The sequence below is a fragment of the Ningiella algicola genome, assembly GCF_028401415.2.
Classification (GTDB): Bacteria; Pseudomonadota; Gammaproteobacteria; order Enterobacterales; family Alteromonadaceae; genus Glaciecola.
In genome coordinates this window covers 1,598,622-1,616,407 of record NZ_CP171821.2, presented here as the reverse complement: position 1 = coordinate 1,616,407, position 17,786 = coordinate 1,598,622, and the positions used below count along the sequence as shown (strand labels likewise).

Below are 17,786 nucleotides of genomic sequence, written 5' to 3'. Positions count from 1 at the left end.
GATGCGCAGTGTCAGTATTTTTGCAGGTTCAGTTTACGGTAATGCCCAACACGTTGCCGAAGAGGTTCAAACTATGCTTGAGGCCGAGGGCGCCTCATGTGAGGTGTTTACTGACCCATCTGTCGATGATTTTAAAGAGGCCGAATCGGTGCTTGTGATCACCTCAACCACTGGACAAGGCGACATTCCACCTAACTTGGAATTTTTCCACTCAGAGCTTCGCGATACTTTTCCTCTGATGGACGGAAAACCCTTTGCAGTGGTCGCGTTGGGCGATAGCAGCTACGGCGACTCTTATTGTGGGGGAGGCAGGCAATTTTTCGAGCTGCTTAATGAGCTTCAAGGAAAGTCAGTCAGTGAGTTATTTGAAGTTGATGCAATGGAAACGCTTGCCCCAGAAGAAGAGGTTGTGCCTTGGGTTAAAACACAGCTCTCTGAACTTACCGAGTAAGGCAAGTTACGTTTAGACGATCCAGCGTTGAGGAGGTTTATCCTGCCTGATTTACGGACCGTCTAAACGGTTTGGCAAAGGCTTGTTTAAGTGAGCCGGGTATCGTACATTTTTTGAAATGAACAGCGTCTACCATAACGTAAGTTACTTTCATCTCAGCAAGTTTTTCGATACCGCCATCGCGCTGTCTTTTAAAGCATTGAATCCCAAAAGTAAAAGATGTATTGCCCACGTGACACGTAGATACCTTCAACAGAAGCACATCATCAAATTTTGCTGAGCCTTTCCAATCGATGTGATAACTCACCACCTGAGTTTCAAAGCCTTGCTTAGTTAACTTCGCATAATCACCAATCAAAGCGCGCATGTATTCGGTGCCGGCCAAATCAGCATACTCACCGTATCGTGAATTAAAGACGACACCTTGCGCATCGCATTCGGCATATCTAACGCGAATGGCAAGGCTTAGTTCATTTTGCTCAATTAAATTAACTATTCTGCGCCTCTCAATAAGGCATTTATGCCCACTTTAGCGCGTGTTTTGGCGTCCACTTTTTTCACGATAATTGCAGCATAAAGGCTGTATTTTCCATCTTTACTGGGTAGGTTACCGGGGACCACTACAGCGCCCGCGGGCACTCGTCCATAATGTACTTCGCCTGTCTCGCGGTCGTAAATGCGAGTCGATTGCCCTATGTATACCCCCATAGAGATTACCGCACCTTCCTCAACAATCACGCCTTCCACTATTTCAGAGCGTGCGCCAATAAAGCAGTTATCTTCAATGATGGTTGGACTCGCTTGGAGTGGCTCAAGTACCCCACCAATCCCAACGCCGCCAGACAAATGGACATTCTTGCCAATTTGCGCACACGAACCAACCGTTGCCCAAGTATCCACCATCGTGCCGCTGTCTACATACGCGCCAATGTTGACATAAGAGGGCATAAGCACAACGCTGCTACCGATATATGTGCCAGTACGCACGGTCGCAGGTGGCACGACTCGCATGCCTTCTTTAGCAAAACGCTGGGCATCATAATCGCAGAACTTTAATGGGACTTTGTCATAAAAAGTAGATTCTGCGCCGGGCATTACTTGATTATCATTAAGTTTAAAGAATAAGAGCACGGCCTTTTTCAACCATTCGTTCACCTGCCAATTACCGTTTATTTTTTGTGCAACGCGTGCTTCTCCGGTATTTAAAAGGGCGATGGTTTCAGTCACTGCATTTTTTAAGTCGTCAGTGGCAGTTTGTGCGGTAAAGGTATCTCGCGTATCAAAGGCATGTTCAATTATTGGCGCTAGTTCTTGAGCTGTTCTAGTCATATTGCTGTGTTCACTTCCGGTTGGTCGAGTTTAATGATAAGTTGTTTTTTCAATAACACCTGTTGTGCTTGCGTTAATGCTAAGCCATCTTCATTGCAGACAATAAAGACATCTTCCGCGCGCTCGCCGATGGTCGCGATTTTTGCCATCTTTAAGGTGATGTTTAAGTCAACGAACAAATGTCCGATGCGAGCCAATAAACCTGGTGCGTCTAAGGCTTCTAGCTCAACGAGGGTGCTGTTTTCTTGGCTGGAGTAAAAGCGCACTTTAGTGGGGACATCAAGCTGTTTCATTTGCCGAGACATACGGCGCTGATTCTTATGTGATCTTCCAGGCTTCACTAGCTGTTGATGGACTGCTTTTGCAAGAGAACTGGCTCGACTTTCTGATTGGATACTCTCAGCGTTTTGGTCGAGTATAATCATACTGTCAAACACGTATCCGTCATCGGTGACGACAATTTGTGCGTCATGAATTGAGCAGTTACGGCTGTCAATAACCGACGCAATTTGTGCAAACAATGCGGGGCGGTCGTGGCAATAAATAACTAACTCCGTTCCCGCTTTCGTCGTTAAATTACTGGCGGCGACAATAATATCGTCTTTATCTAGTCGTTTGGCTTTTACAATCGTTTCTGTATGCCACGCAATCTGCCGCGGTTTGAAGCGAGAAAAATAGTCGTTTTTCATCTGCTGCCAAAATACGCTTGCATCTTCCTCGGTAATACCAGACTGAGCTAATCTCTCTAAGGCATGTTGTTTGTGCTCGCTAACTCGTTCAAGATAGGTGTTTTTGCATTCCAATCCATTGTCAAGCGCTTGTTGCGTCAACAGATAGAGCTCTCTCAGTAAAGATGCTTTCCAATCATTCCATAAATTATCGTTGGTTGCTCGAATATCAGCTAATGTCAGGCAGTAAAGCAAATCTAGATGTTTATGGCTTTTGACTTCAGTCGCAAATTCTTTTACTACATCAGGATCATATATGTCGCGTCGTTGCGCGACGACCGACATCAGTAAATGCTGTTCCACAAGCCATGCAATCAACTCAGTATCTTTACTACGGATGTTGTGACTTTTGCAAAACTCACGCACATCGATTGCGCCCAGCTTTGAGTGATCGCCGTTTCGCCCTTTGGCAATATCGTGAAAGATAGCCGCAATAAACAGAATTTGAGGATCGTCCATATTTTTTACAATACGCGTACAGCGTGGAAATTTACTCGGATCTTTGTAGTAGCGGCGGACATGCTTAACTAAGCGATGGGTGTGTTCGTCTACTGTGTAAGCATGAAATAAATCGAACTGCATCATGCCAACAATCTTATCCCACTGCGGCAGATATGACTGCAAGATGCCGTAACGATGCATCACATCCCATGCTAAATCGAAAAAGGCGGGGTCAGATATAAGCTCAATAAATTTGCTTCTGCATTTATCTATTGTGCAGTGATATGCGCTTTGAAAGTGACGTCTGGCATTTCTCAGTTGACGAATACAGTCGCCGTCTAGGCCTTGTATCTCGGGGTTGTCTTTTATCACGGAAAGAAAGGATAAAATTGCTAGCGGAGTATTGAAGACTTCTTCGTGTCTTGCGCCAATTAAACCGTCTTTCACGTAAAAGTCTTTATCAATAATAATTTCTTTGCTTTTGCTAATACCCAAAATATCTTGCTGGAATCGTTGCAAAAGCATGCTATTGAGCTCGCTCACCCGGCGCACAATTCTAAACATGTGCTTCATCATTTTTTCAACTGCGGATTTGCCTTCACCGAAGCCCAATAACTCAGCGACTTCCGGTTGATAGTCAAACAGCAAGCGATTTTCGCTTCGCTTGGCAACTAAATGAAGCGCAAATCTGATTTGCCACAGGTTCGAGCGACACTCAATTAATTCGGCGTGTTCTAATTCCGTAAAATATCCATGACCAATCAGCGTCATGCCGTCGTATTCGCAAAAGTGCTTTTTGGCAACCCAGCCAATGTTCTGGATATCACGCAAACAACCAGGGTTTTCTTTAACGTTTGGTTCTAGGTTGTATGATGTGTCGTTAAATTTGCGATGCCGCTGATTTTGTTCTTCTCGTTTAGCGAGGAAGAAAGCTTTGCTTGACCACACTTTCTGCGTATTGATTTTATTCATTAAGGCGTCAAAAGTTGTTTCGCAGCCCACAAGCCGACGAGCCTCGACTAAGTTGGTGGCAATGCTTACGTCAGCCTTTGCTTGGTTGACGGTTTCTTTAATGGTTCTAACAGACTGTCCAATTTCTAGCTTAATATCCCATAGAAATGTAATGAACTGCGAAAGTGTATCTTGAACACCTTTACCTAAGCTGTACTTGCTAAGAATTAGCAAATCAATATCAGAGTATGGTTGAAGTTGCCCACGACCATAGCCACCTACAGCACACAATGCTAAGTTTGCGTGTGAGTGCAGGTCAAGCGACTCCCATGCATGGCATAAAAGGGCATCAGTAAAATCACTTCTAGCAACGACTAGCTCGTCCACATGCACTGATTTAAAGTTCTCATTAAGCCATGTGTAACTCTCTTGAACACAGGCTTTGTATGCAGACAGGTCGTTTATATTTTCTATTTCCCTTACCTTCGCGATTAGGCCTTCGATACTCATACTGCGTTCATTCCTGTTAAACACTTGTAGCTTTATGTATTTTGGTTAGTCGTGACTTATCAATAATGGCAGCTGCGAGCGCTGCGCTATGTTAGTTTCAGCTATGTTTAGCCAATCACTCGAGGTATTTTCTCTTCGTCGCGCAAGGTTAGTACTTCGACACCGGTTTTGGTCACTAGTAGTGTGTGCTCCCACTGCGCGCTTAGGCTTCTGTCTTTGGTAACAACCGTCCACTGATCCGGCAATATTTTGGAATAGCGTTTGCCTGCATTGACCATTGGCTCAATCGTAAAACACATGCCTTCTTGCAACACTTCCCCTGTATTCGGGCGTCCGTAATGCACCACCTGCGGATCTTCGTGGAATACTGCGCCAATGCCGTGGCCACAATATTCTCTCACAATCGAATAATTATGTTTTTCTGCGTGTGTTTGGATGACATGCCCAATATCACCCAGTCTCGCACCTGGCTTAACAAGCTCAATCCCTTTATATAAGCACTCTTGGGTCACGCGAATCAAACGCTCTGCCAGTATGCTCGGTTTTCCGACAACAAACATTTTAGAGGTGTCGCCATGATAACCGTCTTTAATTACCGTAACGTCGATATTAAGCGTATCTCCGTCTTTTAGCTTTTTATCAGCAGGGATCCCATGACAAATGACGTGATTCACTGATGTGCAAATCGATTTAGGAAAGGGCGGATTGCCGTAATTTAGGGGGGCAGGCGTTGCCTCCTGTTCGTTGATGATGTAGTCGTGACAAATTTTATCCAACTCTTCAGTTGTCACGCCTTTTTTAACGTGTTCACCAATCATCATTAATACGTCAGAGGCAAGTTTGCCGGCAATACGCATCTTCTCAATTTCGTCAGGGGTTTTAATGGTAATACTCAAGATTCTGTCTCTAACTAGCAGGTTCATTATTCCGAGCAAGATTGTATCACAGTCGCGTAAAAATGAATCAAGATTGATATTCCTGCTCGTTCCAACATGCTCTGCAATGATATAAGCGATGATTTTCTTGCTATCGCGGGGTACAAATGATATAAAGCGCGCCTGAAAATTTTGGACAGACTCCGCTTTTGTGTTTTCTGGCTATATACTTTCAGAATTAACGAGGTCATTTGACCTAAATTACACACACATATCGACACTGATTTCGGGGTGTTCGGTGGGTGAGGTGTAAAGCTCTAAGTTTCTAGAAGGAAGCTACAGCAATATAAAAAGCGCTTGAGCCGTCCATGGCCGCTCATCGCAGGCGTCCCTGCCTGCTATGTTTTTATATTGCTGTAGCTTCCTTCTAGAAACTTAGAGCTTTACAGCTTGCTCGTTGAATCGAAAGAAGGGATATGTGGAGGCCTAACCCCTACAATAGGATTAATTATCATGGCAAACGTATCAATGCGTGACATGCTCCAAGCGGGTGTGCATTTTGGACACCAAACTCGCTACTGGAACCCGAAAATGGCACAGTTCATTTTTGGCGCAAGAAACAAGGTTCACATCATCAACCTTGAGCAAACTGTTCCTCTATTCAACGACGCACTCTCTTTTTTAAGCGGTGTAGCGCATAAAAAAGGCAAAGTTCTTTTTGTTGGCACCAAGCGTGCGGCAGGCGAAGCAATCAAAGAAGCGGCACAAAAGTGCGGTCAGTACTACGTTAACAAACGCTGGTTGGGCGGAATGTTGACTAACTGGAAAACGGTTCGTCAGTCTATCAATCGTCTTAAAGATTTAGAATCTCAAGCGGCAGACGGTACATTTGAAAAGCTTACTAAAAAAGAAGTGCTTTTACTCCAGCGCGAAATGACCAAGCTTGAAAACAGTCTTGGCGGAATCAAAGACATGGGCGGTTTGCCTGATGTAATCTTTGTTATCGATGCTGATCACGAACATATCGCTATCACCGAAGCACGTAATCTAGGTATTCCTGTGGTTGCTGTTGTTGATACAAACTCTAATCCAGATGGTGTCGATTACATCATTCCTGGAAACGATGATGCAATCCGTGCAATCCAGCTTTATACCAATGCGGCAGCTGACGCTGTTATTAGCGGTAAAAATGGTGACGCTGCGGCAGCCGCTTCTGACGAGTTTGTTGTCGAAGGCGAGTAGCGTTCCTGTTGGCAATAATGTCGACGAAAACAAATCTACAATAAAGGAGGCGAAAGTCTCCTTTTTACACATAAATTTTTGAGGATAAAGAAAATGGCAGTGACTGCAGCACTGGTAAAAGAATTACGTGAGCGCACTGGCGCAGGCATGTTAGATTGCAAAAAAGCACTTGTTGAAACAGACGGTGACATCGAGCAAGCAATTGAGAATATGCGTAAGTCTGGTCAGGCAAAAGCAGCTAAAAAAGCAGGTCGAATTGCAGCTGACGGCGTAATTTTGACAAAAGTAGATGGCAATAAAGCGACAATGCTTGAGCTTAACTGTGAAACCGATTTTGTTGCTCGTGATGAAGGTTTCTTGGCATTTGGCAACAAAGTCTTAGGCGTTGCCGCTGAAAATAACATCAATGATATTGATGCGTTAAACGCGGCAGAAGTTGATGGTGTTAGCATCGCAACAACCCGCGATACGCTTGTTACAAAGATTGGCGAAAACATTTCTCCACGTCGCGTAATAAATGTTGAAGGTGACAACCTGGGTGCTTATGTTCACGGCGGTCGTATTGGTGTCATTGCGATTCTTAATGGCGGTGACGAAGCGCTTGCCAAAGACGTTGCAATGCACGTAGCAGCGTCTAGCCCTCAATTTGTCAAGCCAGAAGATGTGCCGGCGGAAGTAGTAGAAAAAGAGAAAGCCATTCAAATCGATATCGCAATGCAGTCTGGTAAGCCAGCGGAAATTGCTGAGAAAATGGTGGCTGGTCGCATGAAGAAATTCACTGGTGAGATCAGCTTAACAGGTCAGCCTTTTGTAAAAGACCCAAGCCAAAACGTTGGTCAACTGTTGAAAAGTAAAGACGCTGACGTGATAAACTTTGTGCGTTTTGAAGTAGGCGAAGGTATCGAGAAAAAGTCTGAAGATTTTGCTGCAGAAGTAGCAGCACAAATGGAAGCGGCGAAGAAATAATTCGTTTTCTCGCTTTTTCATTTAGCGATGTTCCTATACACTATAAAGCACTCAGAAATGGGTGCTTTTTTTATGCAGGTGATATTGATTGAGGTGCGCTGGAGCCTATATTCAGGGAGGGGCATTTTCAAAACCGCTTTGCGCCGTCCATGGCCGCTCTGCCAAAACCATCCTTGGTTTTGGAAGTTTTGAAAATGCCCCTCCCTGAATATAGGCTCCAGCGCACCTCAATCAATATCAAAGACTCACTAAAAAGGACAGTGTAATATATGAGCGTTTCTCCTAAGCCAGCCTATCGCCGAATTTTACTCAAACTTTCTGGCGAAGCATTGATGGGCGATGAAAACTTCGGTATCGACGCTAAAGTGTTAGATCGAATGGCACAAGAGATTAAAGAACTCGTCGAACTAGGTATTGAAGTGGGCCTCGTTATTGGCGGCGGGAATTTGTTTCGCGGTGAGGGCTTAGCAAAAGCGGGAATGAATCGCGTTGTGGGTGACCATATGGGGATGCTTGCAACGGTGATGAATGGCCTCGCAATGAGAGATGCCCTTCACAGAGCCTATGTGAATGCACGATTGATGTCGGCTATTCCCTTAAACGGTGTCTGCGATTCATATAACTGGACTGATGCGATTAGTTTACTGAAATCGGGTAAAGTTGTTATTTTTGCAGCAGGTACAGGCAACCCATTCTTTACTACAGACTCCGCAGCGTGTTTACGCGGAATCGAAATTGAAGCGGATGCGGTCTTTAAAGCGACCAAGGTTGACGGCGTGTTCAGTGCAGATCCGGTTAAAAATCCTGACGCTAAATTGCTCTCACAAATTACATATCAAGAAGTCTTGGAAAAAGAGCTTAAAGTAATGGATTTGTCCGCGTTTACCTTAGCAAGAGACCATAATATGCCGATTCGTGTGTTCAATATGAATAAACCCGGTTGTTTAAAATCGGTGGTATTAGGCGACAACGACGGCACCCTTATTTGTCATCCAGAAAAAATAGAAGAATAAGAGACTAGTATGATTGATGAAATTGAATTAGACGCTCAAGAGCGTATGGAAAAAAGCATTTCTGCATTGAAGTCCCAGCTGAGCAAAATTAGAACGGGTCGCGCACATCCCTCTTTACTCGATAGCATTATGGTGCCTTATTACGGTGCTGATACGCCGCTAAAACAAGTAGCTAATGTGATTGCAGAGGATAGCCGCACTTTAGCATTATCCGTTTTTGATAAAAGTGCGATTCAAGCGGTTGAAAAGGCAATTATGCAGTCGGATTTAGGCCTGAATCCAATGAGTGCGGGTACGACTATTCGTATTCCTATGCCACCACTTACCGAAGAAAGGCGCAAAGACTTAATCAAGGTCGTTCGGGCTGAAGCTGAGCAGGGCAGGGTTGCAGTAAGAAATATCCGTCGAGATGCAAACAGCGATATCAAAGAGTTATTGAAAGAGAAAGAAATCAGTGAGGATGAAGCTCACGCAGGTGAAGAAAACATTCAAAGCTTGACCAACGATTTTATTAAAATCATTGACGGTGTCCTTGCGGACAAAGAAAAAGAGCTGATGGAAGTTTAGTTTGTTTAAAAAGCAAGCAAGTGAGTCATCAGGTATAAAGTCTCTAGCAGATGGCTTAAAGATCCCACGTCATGTTGCCATCATTATGGATGGTAACGGCAGGTGGGCTCAGCAACGAAATAAGCGCCGCACTGCTGGCCATAAAGCCGGTGTCGAAGCGGTAAGAGAAGCGGTCAGTTATGCGCGTAAAAAGGGCATTCAGGCGCTTACGCTTTTCGCGTTTTCGAGTGAAAATTGGCAACGACCTAAAGACGAAATTAGTGTGCTGATGGATCTCTTTAGCTTCGTGCTAAAAAGCGAAGTTAAAAAGCTGAATAAAAACGACATTCGATTAAAGGTGATTGGAGATATCAGCGCTTTTGACGAAAAATTGCGAGAGAAAATCCGGGCTGCCGAAGCACTTACCAAGAGTAACCAATCTCTAATATTAAATATTGCTGCAAACTACGGCGGTAGATGGGATATCATAAATGCGGCGAAAAGCTTGTTCCAGAAAGTCAGTAGCAATGAATGCTCAATTGACGACATTGACGAAGCGAGCTTTTCTCAACACATTTCTACGCATGGCTTAGCAGATTTAGACTTACTTATACGCACCGGTGGCGATCATCGAATCAGTAATTTTTTACTATGGCAGTGCGCGTATGCTGAATTCTATTTTACGGATACTCTGTGGCCGGATTTCAAGGAAGACTTGTTTGCCAAAGCAGTAGAAGATTTCTCACTGCGTCAACGCAGATTTGGTCTCACCGGTGAACAAATTATGACGCAAGATATCGAGCCCAAAGCATGCTAAAGCAACGCGTCATCACAGCCCTCATTCTGGCGCCATTGGCCTTATTTGCCATATTATTCTTGCCCATAGAGGGTTTCAAGCTTGTTGTTGCAGGCGTAATTTGCCTAGGGGCATATGAATGGGCAAACATGTCGGGGATCACCGTTAGAATATTCAAAGGCTGGTTTATGGTCTTTATTGGATTTCTATGTGCGATATTGGTTATTTCAGTTGATGCTGAGGAGATATGGCAGCAGGGAGAGTTACATCCTCTTTTCGCGTTTTGTTTATGGATGGCGGCGCTTTGGTGGACAGCCTCTCTATTTATGATTTTGGCTTATCCAAAATACAGCAGTTTTTGGAAAGACAGTATTGGAATAAGAGCTGCATTTGGCGTGCTAACGCTTATCCCAACTTGGGTTGCTATCGTCAGTTTACGAACCAGCCTATATGAGGTAGACCCTTTTTATGGCGCATCTTTGTTGTTTTATGTGCTTGGCATTGTATGGGCGGCAGATATCGGCGCATTTTTTGTTGGGGTTAAGTTCGGCAAACATAAGCTTAGACCTAATGTCTCGCCGGGGAAAAGCGTAGAAGGCCTAATTGGCGGTATTGCAGCATCTTTTGCCATCATCGCCTTTGCTGCAATGCATTATCAATTTGAGCCATCTAGAATTGGCATCCACGTGGTAATCGGTGCAATTACTGTAGCGGTCTCTGCCTTGGGCGATTTAAACGAATCCATGGTGAAGCGCTGCGCCGGAATTAAAGATAGTGGTAAACTCTTACCTGGTCACGGTGGTGTCATGGATAGAATCGACAGCTTAACTGCGGCCTTCCCCGTGTTTGCCTTTTGCTACATGCTATGGATGGCTTAGTTTGGAAAATGTATCTATTTTGGGAGCAACGGGCTCCATAGGCACGAGCACGCTGGATGTGATCTCACTACATCCTGAGCGATTTAAGGTCTTTGCAGTGTCTGGATTCTCTCAACTTGAAAGACTGCGCGAAATCGCGCTCCAATTCTCTCCTCGTTATATCGTTGTTGCTAACGAAAGTGATGCCGCAGGCCTTAAATCTAAGCTGCCAAGCGTTTTGCCGTGTGAAATACTATTTGGTAAACAAGCACTAGTAGATATCGCGAAAGATAGTGAGGTGGATACGGTCATGTCAGCCATAGTGGGCGCGGCAGGCCTGTTGCCGACCTTAGCGGCGGTGAGAGCATCAAAAAAAGTGCTGCTTGCCAATAAAGAGTCATTAGTGATGTCGGGCGAACTCTTTATGCGAGCGGTATCTGAGCACAAGGCGACCCTAATTCCAATTGACAGTGAACATAATGCTATTTTTCAGTGTCTACCTGAAAACTATCGGTATGCGGATGCACAAGGTAGCGGCATCAGTCATCTATTGCTGACTGCATCTGGTGGACCATTTAGGGAGCTCATGCCTCAGGCTCTGGAGGATGTGACGCCCGAGCAAGCATGTGCTCATCCAAATTGGGATATGGGCAGAAAGATTTCCGTAGATTCTGCATCGATGATGAACAAAGGGCTAGAATTTATTGAAGCCAAATGGCTGTTTGGCCTAGACGAAACAAGGATAAAAGTGCTTATTCATCCACAGAGTACGATACATTCGATGGTGCAATACAAGGATGGCTCCGTGATTGCACAAATGGGCAACCCTGATATGCGAACCCCGATTGCACACGCTTTGTCATATCCAACAAGAATTGAGTCTGGCGTGGCTCCTTTAGACTTTTTTGAGCAACAGGATTTTAGCTTTCAAGCGCCTGAGCAAGCGCGCTTCCCTAATCTTTTTCTTGCAATGGAAGCGAGTCGTCTCGGGCAAAGCGCAACTACTGCGTTAAATGCCGCGAATGAAAGCGCTGTTGCCGCGTTTTTGCGCAAGCAAATTAAATTTACGGATATATTTAGCGTCAATCAGCATGTTGTTGAAAGCTGCAATCATGAAAGTCTCAACAGCATCGATGATATTCTCGAGCACGACAGTCAGTGTCGTGAACAAGCCCTTCAGTACATTTCAACTTTGAGGCACTAATGGAGATAGTTCGTAATATATTTTTCTTTGTGATTGCGCTTAGCATTTTGGTAGCGGTGCATGAGTGGGGGCATTATTATGTTGCTAAACTCTGCAAAGTCAAAGTGCTGCGTTTCTCTATCGGTTTCGGTAAACCGCTCTACAAACGCATAACCTCAAGTGGAATGGAGTTTGTCATTGCCGCAATTCCCTTAGGCGGCTACGTGCGCATGCTTGACGGACGAGTTGATGAAGTAAGACCCGAAGAGGAGTCAGTTGCCTTTAACTTCCAACCCGTTTGGCAACGCATTGCTATTGTGGCCGCAGGGCCCATAGTCAACTTTATTTTCGCTATTTTTGCCCTTGCTGCTATTGGCATGATAGGCCAACAGTTCGCCAAACCTATTATTGGCGAGATTATCGAGCAAAGTTATGCCGCTAGCTCAGGTTTGTCAGTAGGTGATCAAGTGCTTGCCATTGGTGATCATGAAACGTCTAATTGGCGCGATGTGACCATTGAGCTGTCTACCTATAGTGGTGAAGATGTCATTCCCATAACAGTAAAAACTGATCGTGGTTTTACTCAAACGCTCAACATTGATATTGCTGGCTGGAAAATTGATCCAGAGCAATCTGATTTATTTACAGCGCTAGGCTTTCAGCCTTACCGGCCCGAACCAACTAAAACGATAGGCTTTATCCAAGCCGACAGCCCCGCGCAGCTAGGTGGCCTGCAAATAAATGATACCTTCGAAAAAATAGATGGAACAAACGTAGAAAATTGGAGCCAAACCGTTCAACTTATCGAGCAACTAGCAGATGAGCGTGTGATTCTTGAAGTGCTTAGGAACGATGAGCTTGTTGAACTAGAAGTGACAATTGGCTCTAGGGAAGACCAGCCGGAAGCTGGTTTTCTCGGCATTAATCCTATTCAGGAGCCTTGGCCGCAAGAGTACGTGCAAGAAGTGCAACTGGGCTTTTTTGCCGCGCTTGTTGAAGGCACTAAACAAACTTGGCGCTTAATGGGAGTCACTCTCGAAATGTTGGGGAAATTGTTAACCGGCGATGTGTCAGTTAAGAATTTAAGTGGGCCGATATCAATTGCACAAGGTGCAGGCGTTAGTGCTAGTTTTGGTATCGTAGCGTTTTTAAGTTTTTTGGCGCTTATTAGTGTGAATCTTGGTATCATTAATCTTTTGCCGTTGCCCATCTTGGATGGCGGCCATTTGTTATATTTTACCATCGAATGGATTACTGGAAAGCCGGTGTCAGAGGCAATTCAGGAAATAGGATTTAAGGTTGGTGGAGTGTTGTTATTTATGGTGATGGCGACTGCCATTATTAACGACATTTTACGAAACATATAATCATAATAATGTCTGGCATATGTTCTTGGAATTTAGATAGTCAATGAAGTGTAAATTACTCGTTTTAGCTGCCTTGTTGGCCTTCTCAACAGCTTCTTTCTCTCAAACCGCTTACGATTTTGTCGTTGAAGATATTCGCGTTGAAGGTCTTCAGCGTGTGGCACTTGGTGCTGCCCTCACCTATTTGCCGGTTCAGCGCGGCGATACCATGAATCGATTTAGGGTCACTCAACTCATTCGCTCCTTGTATTCATCAACTCACTTTGAAAAAGTGGAAATTTATCGCGATGGAAACGTGCTAGTCGTTGAGGTTGCGGAGCGACCTACAATCAGTAATATCGTATTTGATGGTAACGACGATATCAAAGACGAACAATTACAAGAGAGCCTCGAAAACTCAAATATTCGGGTAGGCGAGCCATTGGATCGCACCGTGATCACGTCGATTGAGAACGGACTAAAAGATTTCTTCTATTCTATCGGCAAATACAATGCTGATGTGTCTGCAATAATCACGCCCCTGCCCAGAAATCGGGTCGACTTGAAGTTAAGCTTTGAAGAGGGCGATGCTGCCAAGATTCAACAAATTAATATTGTCGGCAATACTTTGTTTGAAGATAGCGAATTGTTTAAGCAGATGGAGCTTAAATTTGATGCGCCATGGTGGGATTTTTTATCAGAGACACGGTATCAGGCACAAACACTATCGGGTGATATGGAAACCATCACCAGCTTCTACAAAGATCGCGGATATTTGCAATTTAATATCGACTCTACTCAAGTATCGATGACGCCTGAGAAAGACGGCATTTACGTGACCTTGAATGTCACCGAAGGCGAGCAATATGACATCTCTGAAGTTGAGTTAGTTGGTGATCTGCTAGGCTTCGAAAACTTTCTGGCACAGGTAATTCCTCTAGAGTCAGGTGATTTATACAACCAAGCCGAAGTAACGTACACGGAAGATTTTATCTCGCGTTACTTAGGTCGTTTCGGATATGCCTATCCCACCGTAACGACTATTCCTGAAATTAACGAAGATGATAAAACAGTTAAGCTGACATTGTCTGTTGACCCCGGCAAACGTATTTATGTAAGACGCATAAACTTTACTGGCAATACCATTACATCTGATGATGTCTTGCGTCAGAATGTGGTTCAAATGGAAGGCACATGGTTGTCTGAACCTTTACTTGAAACCTCAAAGGCCCAACTTTCGCGTTTAACGTATTTGGAAAACGTAGAATACGAGACGGTTCGCGTGCCGGGTATCGACGATAAAGTGGATGTTGAGTTTTCATTAGGGGAGCTAGCGGCTGGCTCATTTAACGCGGGGGTGGGTTATGGAGATTTAACCAAACTTAGCCTGCAGGCCGGTATTCAGCAAGATAATTTCCTTGGCACAGGCAAGCGTGTGGGCGTGAACATTTCTACCGTTTCTTACCAGCAACAGGCTCAAATTACCTATCTTGACCCATTCTTCACCATTGATGGCATAAGCTTAGGTGGAAGTATTGCCTACAGTGAGTTCGACGGCGGTGACTTCGGTGTTATTCAATACAACAGTAAGCGCTTCTCGGTTGGTGGTAATTTGGGTTATCCGATAAATGAGGTCAACAGAATCAGCTTCGGATTAACGTATTCGAGCGTTGAATTAAGTGATGACAATACCAACTTTGAGCAAACTCGTCGTTTTTATAATCAGTTTGCAGAACGAACCGATCCAGATGCGCCGATTAACTACGATAGCTTTTTGGCATCGGTAACTTGGAGCAGAAACACACTTAATCGCGGCTTATTCCCCACTGATGGCTCGTCGCAACGAGCGTCTTTAAGCGTGACTACGCCCAATTCAGACGTTAATTATTTTAAATTTGTCGGTGATGGGAAATGGTATTTCCCTCTTACGCGTAATCAAAGATGGTCGGTATTGGCTCGCATGCGCTTCGGCTACGGCAATGGCTATGGCGATATTAACGGTATTGACCAAATTTTGCCATTTAATGAGAACTTTACCGCAGGTGGGGCAGACACCCTTCGTGGTTTTGAAAACAATACGGTTGGCCCAAGAGGGGTAGTTAGAATTCCAAGTACACTGACCACATCTCCAACCGGTGTTCCGATCATTCGAGACCCCAGTCAAGATAGCATCGTGTTGTCGCAACGGAGCCTCGGCGGTAATGCGATGTTGCTTGGTGGAGTCGAGTTAATTGTACCTACGCCGTTTTTAGAAGAAGAATTTGATAATTCTGTTCGATCGAGCATTTTCTTGGACGTAGGTAACGTTTGGGACACTGAATTTAATTTTGACGCTTACAAAGACTTGACTTTACAACAACAAAATAATGATACACAACCTCAAGCGCTCGCCGACTATAGCGACTGGAAGCAATATCGAAGTTCAGCAGGTATTTCAGTGCAGTGGATATCGCCAATGGGGCCTATGGTATTCAGTTTTTCTAGAGCGATTCAAGAGCGAGATGGTGATGACGCTAGATTCTTTACCTTCAACATTGGACAAACCTTCTAGACAAGGTAAAATCAGCCTTACTGAGAGTTACACACATCCACACAATTCGAAGTTTGCAAAAACGCCAATTGCATAGGCGTACTTTTGACAAGAATCGTGTGTAAAGATAAGAAAATGCAAAGGAGTTTACATTGAAAAGTTTAAATAAAGCGCTAACAGTTGCGGCTATCTTCGGTCTGGCGATGTTGTCAAATGCAGCAAACGCGGAACAAAAGATTGGGGTGATTGATGTACAGTTGGTGCTGCAGTCGTTACCGCAGGTACAGGTTATAGAGCAACAGATTAACGCCGAATTTCAAGAGGAAATTCAAGAAGTCACGGCTATGCGTGAAGAAGGAAACTTCTTGGTCGAAAAACTACAGCGTGAAGCGGCTACCATGAGCGAAGAACAGCAAGCAGAGCTGCAAGGGCAAATTGCAAGTTTAGGCCAGCAAATGCAGCAAAAAGGGCAGCCTCTTCAGCAAAACATGCAGCGCCGCACGCAGGAAGAACGCAACAAATTGCTCGGCTTAATAAAACAAGCGATTGACGGTATTGCTGCTTCTGAAAACTACGATATGGTCATTAACGCCCAGTCTGTGCCTTTTGCAAAAGACGAGTTTGATATTTCTCAGCAAGTCTTGGATCAGGTCAGTAAAGCCAACTAATCCATTCCAAATCAGACCAACATATGTTTGGTCTGATTTGTTTTACCTCCCGCTAACAGTATTGTAGTTGCTTCATCGCCCAAAGGGACACTCAGCCGAACATATTAGGAGACTGGCTTGGCAAATTCGCTCAACACTATCGAAATTAACGAAATTATGTCTTTGCTTCCGCATCGATACCCTTTCTTGCTAATTGATCGCGTTACAGATTATGAGTTGGGTAAATCGATACAGGCATACAAAAACGTTACCATTAATGAGCCGTTTTTCACTGGCCATTTTCCCCAACAACCGATTTTTCCTGGAGTGATGATTCTTGAAGCTATGGCTCAAGCTGCAGGTGTTTTAGGTTTTAAGACGATGGGAAACAATGATCAACTCTATTTGTATGCTGGCATCGATAAGGCTCGATTTAAATATCCTGTGGTGCCAGGCGACAGGCTTGACATCAATATTACCTTTCTTAAAGAAAAACGTGGAATTTGGAAGTTCCAAGGCATCGCTAAAGTGGGTGACAAAGATGTCTGTAACGCTGAATTTATGTGTGCAATAAGAGACCTTTAATCCAAACGAGAGCGTTTATATGATCCATCCCTCTTCAGTAGTATCACCAAGCGCTAAAATTGGATCTGATGTGAAAATTGGTCCATTCTGCTGGATTGGAGATGATGTCACCCTTGATGATGGGTGCGAGTTGAAAAGCCACGTTGTGATCAAAGGGCCGTCTCTCATCGGCAAACGCAATACCTTTTTCCAGTTTTGCTCAATCGGTGAAGACTGCCAGGACAAAAAATATGCAGGTGAGACAACCCATCTACAAATCGGCGATGATAATGTCTTTCGAGAATCGTGCTCAATTCATAGAGGCACGACGCAGGATGAAAGCTTAACCAAAATTGGAAGCCGAAATCTTCTTATGGTAAACACGCATTTAGCGCATGACTGCATGGTGGGCGATGACAACATTTTCGCTAATAACGCAACCGTTGCAGGGCATGTTCATATTGGTGATTTTGTTATATTAGGGGGCATGACCGCAGTACACCAGTTTGTCCATGTAGGTTCTCACGCGTTCACTGGAGGCGGTTCCGTGCTTCTTCGAGACTTACCTCCCTATGTTATGTTCAGCGGTATTAAGCATGTGCCTCAAGGTATTAATTCGGAAGGCCTGAAGCGGCGTGGGTTTACAAGCGAAATGATAAATAACATCAAACGTGCGTACAAAGTTATTTATCGCAACGGTAATACCTTCGAAGAAGCCAGAGATAAAATCCAAGAAATGGCAGCAGGTGCACGAGAAATCGAAGTGGTGTCCGAGTTTCTAAATGCTGCCAACCGCGGTTTGGCTAGATAA

The 17,786-nt window shown here is 44.4% G+C and carries 17 protein-coding genes; 13 read left to right on the top strand and 4 right to left on the bottom strand.

Going from position 1 to position 17,786, the window contains the following annotated elements; genetic code table 11:
• The first annotated feature begins 1 nt into the window (after position 1).
• Positions 2 to 451 carry a flavodoxin gene (locus PN836_RS07085; protein ID WP_395344547.1) on the top strand — a complete coding sequence of 150 codons (450 nt, stop codon included), beginning with the start codon at positions 2 to 4 and terminating at the stop codon, positions 449 to 451.
• A gap of 37 nt (positions 452 to 488) precedes the next feature.
• Here the strand turns inward: PN836_RS07085 and PN836_RS07080 are convergent, their stop codons facing one another.
• From PN836_RS07080 to map, 4 genes are all read right to left on the bottom strand, one after another.
• A complete protein-coding gene (locus tag PN836_RS07080; RefSeq protein ID WP_395345518.1) occupies positions 489 to 908 on the bottom strand; it encodes an acyl-CoA thioesterase in 420 nt (139 codons plus the stop codon).
• Positions 909 to 943: 35 nt separating this feature from the next.
• Positions 944 to 1,780 carry a 2,3,4,5-tetrahydropyridine-2,6-dicarboxylate N-succinyltransferase gene (gene dapD, locus PN836_RS07075; protein WP_395344546.1) on the bottom strand — a complete coding sequence of 279 codons (837 nt, stop codon included), beginning with the start codon at positions 1,778 to 1,780 and terminating at the stop codon, positions 944 to 946.
• Complete coding sequence (gene glnD, locus PN836_RS07070; protein WP_395344545.1) at positions 1,777 to 4,410, bottom strand: [protein-PII] uridylyltransferase; 2,634 nt, start codon at positions 4,408 to 4,410, stop codon at positions 1,777 to 1,779. The genes dapD and glnD overlap by 4 nt, the downstream gene beginning before the upstream one ends.
• Positions 4,411 to 4,517: 107 nt before the next feature.
• Positions 4,518 to 5,306 (bottom strand): type I methionyl aminopeptidase, encoded by a 789-nt coding sequence (gene map, locus PN836_RS07065; protein ID WP_395344544.1) that lies wholly within the window; start codon positions 5,304 to 5,306, stop codon positions 4,518 to 4,520.
• A gap of 492 nt (positions 5,307 to 5,798) precedes the next feature.
• Here map and rpsB point away from each other — a divergent pair, with 492 nt between their 5' ends.
• From rpsB to lpxA, 12 genes are all read left to right on the top strand, one after another.
• Positions 5,799 to 6,527 (top strand): 30S ribosomal protein S2, encoded by a 729-nt coding sequence (gene rpsB / locus PN836_RS07060; protein ID WP_395344543.1) that lies wholly within the window; start codon positions 5,799 to 5,801, stop codon positions 6,525 to 6,527.
• A 93-nt stretch (positions 6,528 to 6,620) separates the two neighbouring features.
• The gene (gene tsf, locus PN836_RS07055) at positions 6,621 to 7,493 is read left to right on the top strand and encodes a translation elongation factor Ts (RefSeq protein WP_395344542.1); all 873 of its coding nucleotides are present in this window, start codon (positions 6,621 to 6,623) and stop codon (positions 7,491 to 7,493) included.
• A gap of 269 nt (positions 7,494 to 7,762) precedes the next feature.
• Entirely contained in the window at positions 7,763 to 8,506 is a 744-nt protein-coding gene (gene pyrH / locus PN836_RS07050) for a UMP kinase (protein WP_395344541.1), read from the top strand.
• A gap of 9 nt (positions 8,507 to 8,515) precedes the next feature.
• Positions 8,516 to 9,073, top strand: a complete 558-nt coding sequence (gene frr, locus PN836_RS07045; protein WP_395344540.1) for a ribosome recycling factor — start codon at positions 8,516 to 8,518, stop codon at positions 9,071 to 9,073.
• An 85-nt stretch (positions 9,074 to 9,158) separates the two neighbouring features.
• Entirely contained in the window at positions 9,159 to 9,869 is a 711-nt protein-coding gene (uppS, locus tag PN836_RS07040; protein ID WP_395345516.1) for a polyprenyl diphosphate synthase, read from the top strand.
• Positions 9,863 to 10,726, top strand: coding sequence for a phosphatidate cytidylyltransferase (locus PN836_RS07035; protein WP_395344539.1), 864 nt, complete (start codon positions 9,863 to 9,865; stop codon positions 10,724 to 10,726). The genes uppS and PN836_RS07035 overlap by 7 nt, the downstream gene beginning before the upstream one ends.
• A 1-nt stretch (position 10,727) precedes the next feature.
• On the top strand, positions 10,728 to 11,909 hold the full coding sequence (gene ispC / locus PN836_RS07030) for a 1-deoxy-D-xylulose-5-phosphate reductoisomerase (RefSeq protein WP_395344538.1): 1,182 nt from the start codon (positions 10,728 to 10,730) through the stop codon (positions 11,907 to 11,909).
• Positions 11,909 to 13,255: an RIP metalloprotease RseP gene (gene rseP, locus PN836_RS07025; RefSeq protein WP_395344537.1), complete on the top strand. Its 1,347-nt coding sequence runs from the start codon at positions 11,909 to 11,911 to the stop codon at positions 13,253 to 13,255. Before ispC ends, rseP begins: the two co-directional genes overlap by 1 nt.
• Positions 13,256 to 13,298: 43 nt before the next feature.
• Positions 13,299 to 15,785 (top strand): outer membrane protein assembly factor BamA, encoded by a 2,487-nt coding sequence (bamA, locus tag PN836_RS07020; RefSeq protein ID WP_395344536.1) that lies wholly within the window; start codon positions 13,299 to 13,301, stop codon positions 15,783 to 15,785.
• A gap of 131 nt (positions 15,786 to 15,916) precedes the next feature.
• Positions 15,917 to 16,432 carry an OmpH family outer membrane protein gene (locus tag PN836_RS07015; protein ID WP_395344535.1) on the top strand — a complete coding sequence of 172 codons (516 nt, stop codon included), beginning with the start codon at positions 15,917 to 15,919 and terminating at the stop codon, positions 16,430 to 16,432.
• A 117-nt stretch (positions 16,433 to 16,549) separates the two neighbouring features.
• A complete protein-coding gene (fabZ, locus tag PN836_RS07010; RefSeq protein WP_395344534.1) occupies positions 16,550 to 16,996 on the top strand; it encodes a 3-hydroxyacyl-ACP dehydratase FabZ in 447 nt (148 codons plus the stop codon).
• A 19-nt stretch (positions 16,997 to 17,015) separates the two neighbouring features.
• On the top strand, positions 17,016 to 17,786 hold the full coding sequence (gene lpxA, locus PN836_RS07005; protein ID WP_395344533.1) for an acyl-ACP--UDP-N-acetylglucosamine O-acyltransferase: 771 nt from the start codon (positions 17,016 to 17,018) through the stop codon (positions 17,784 to 17,786).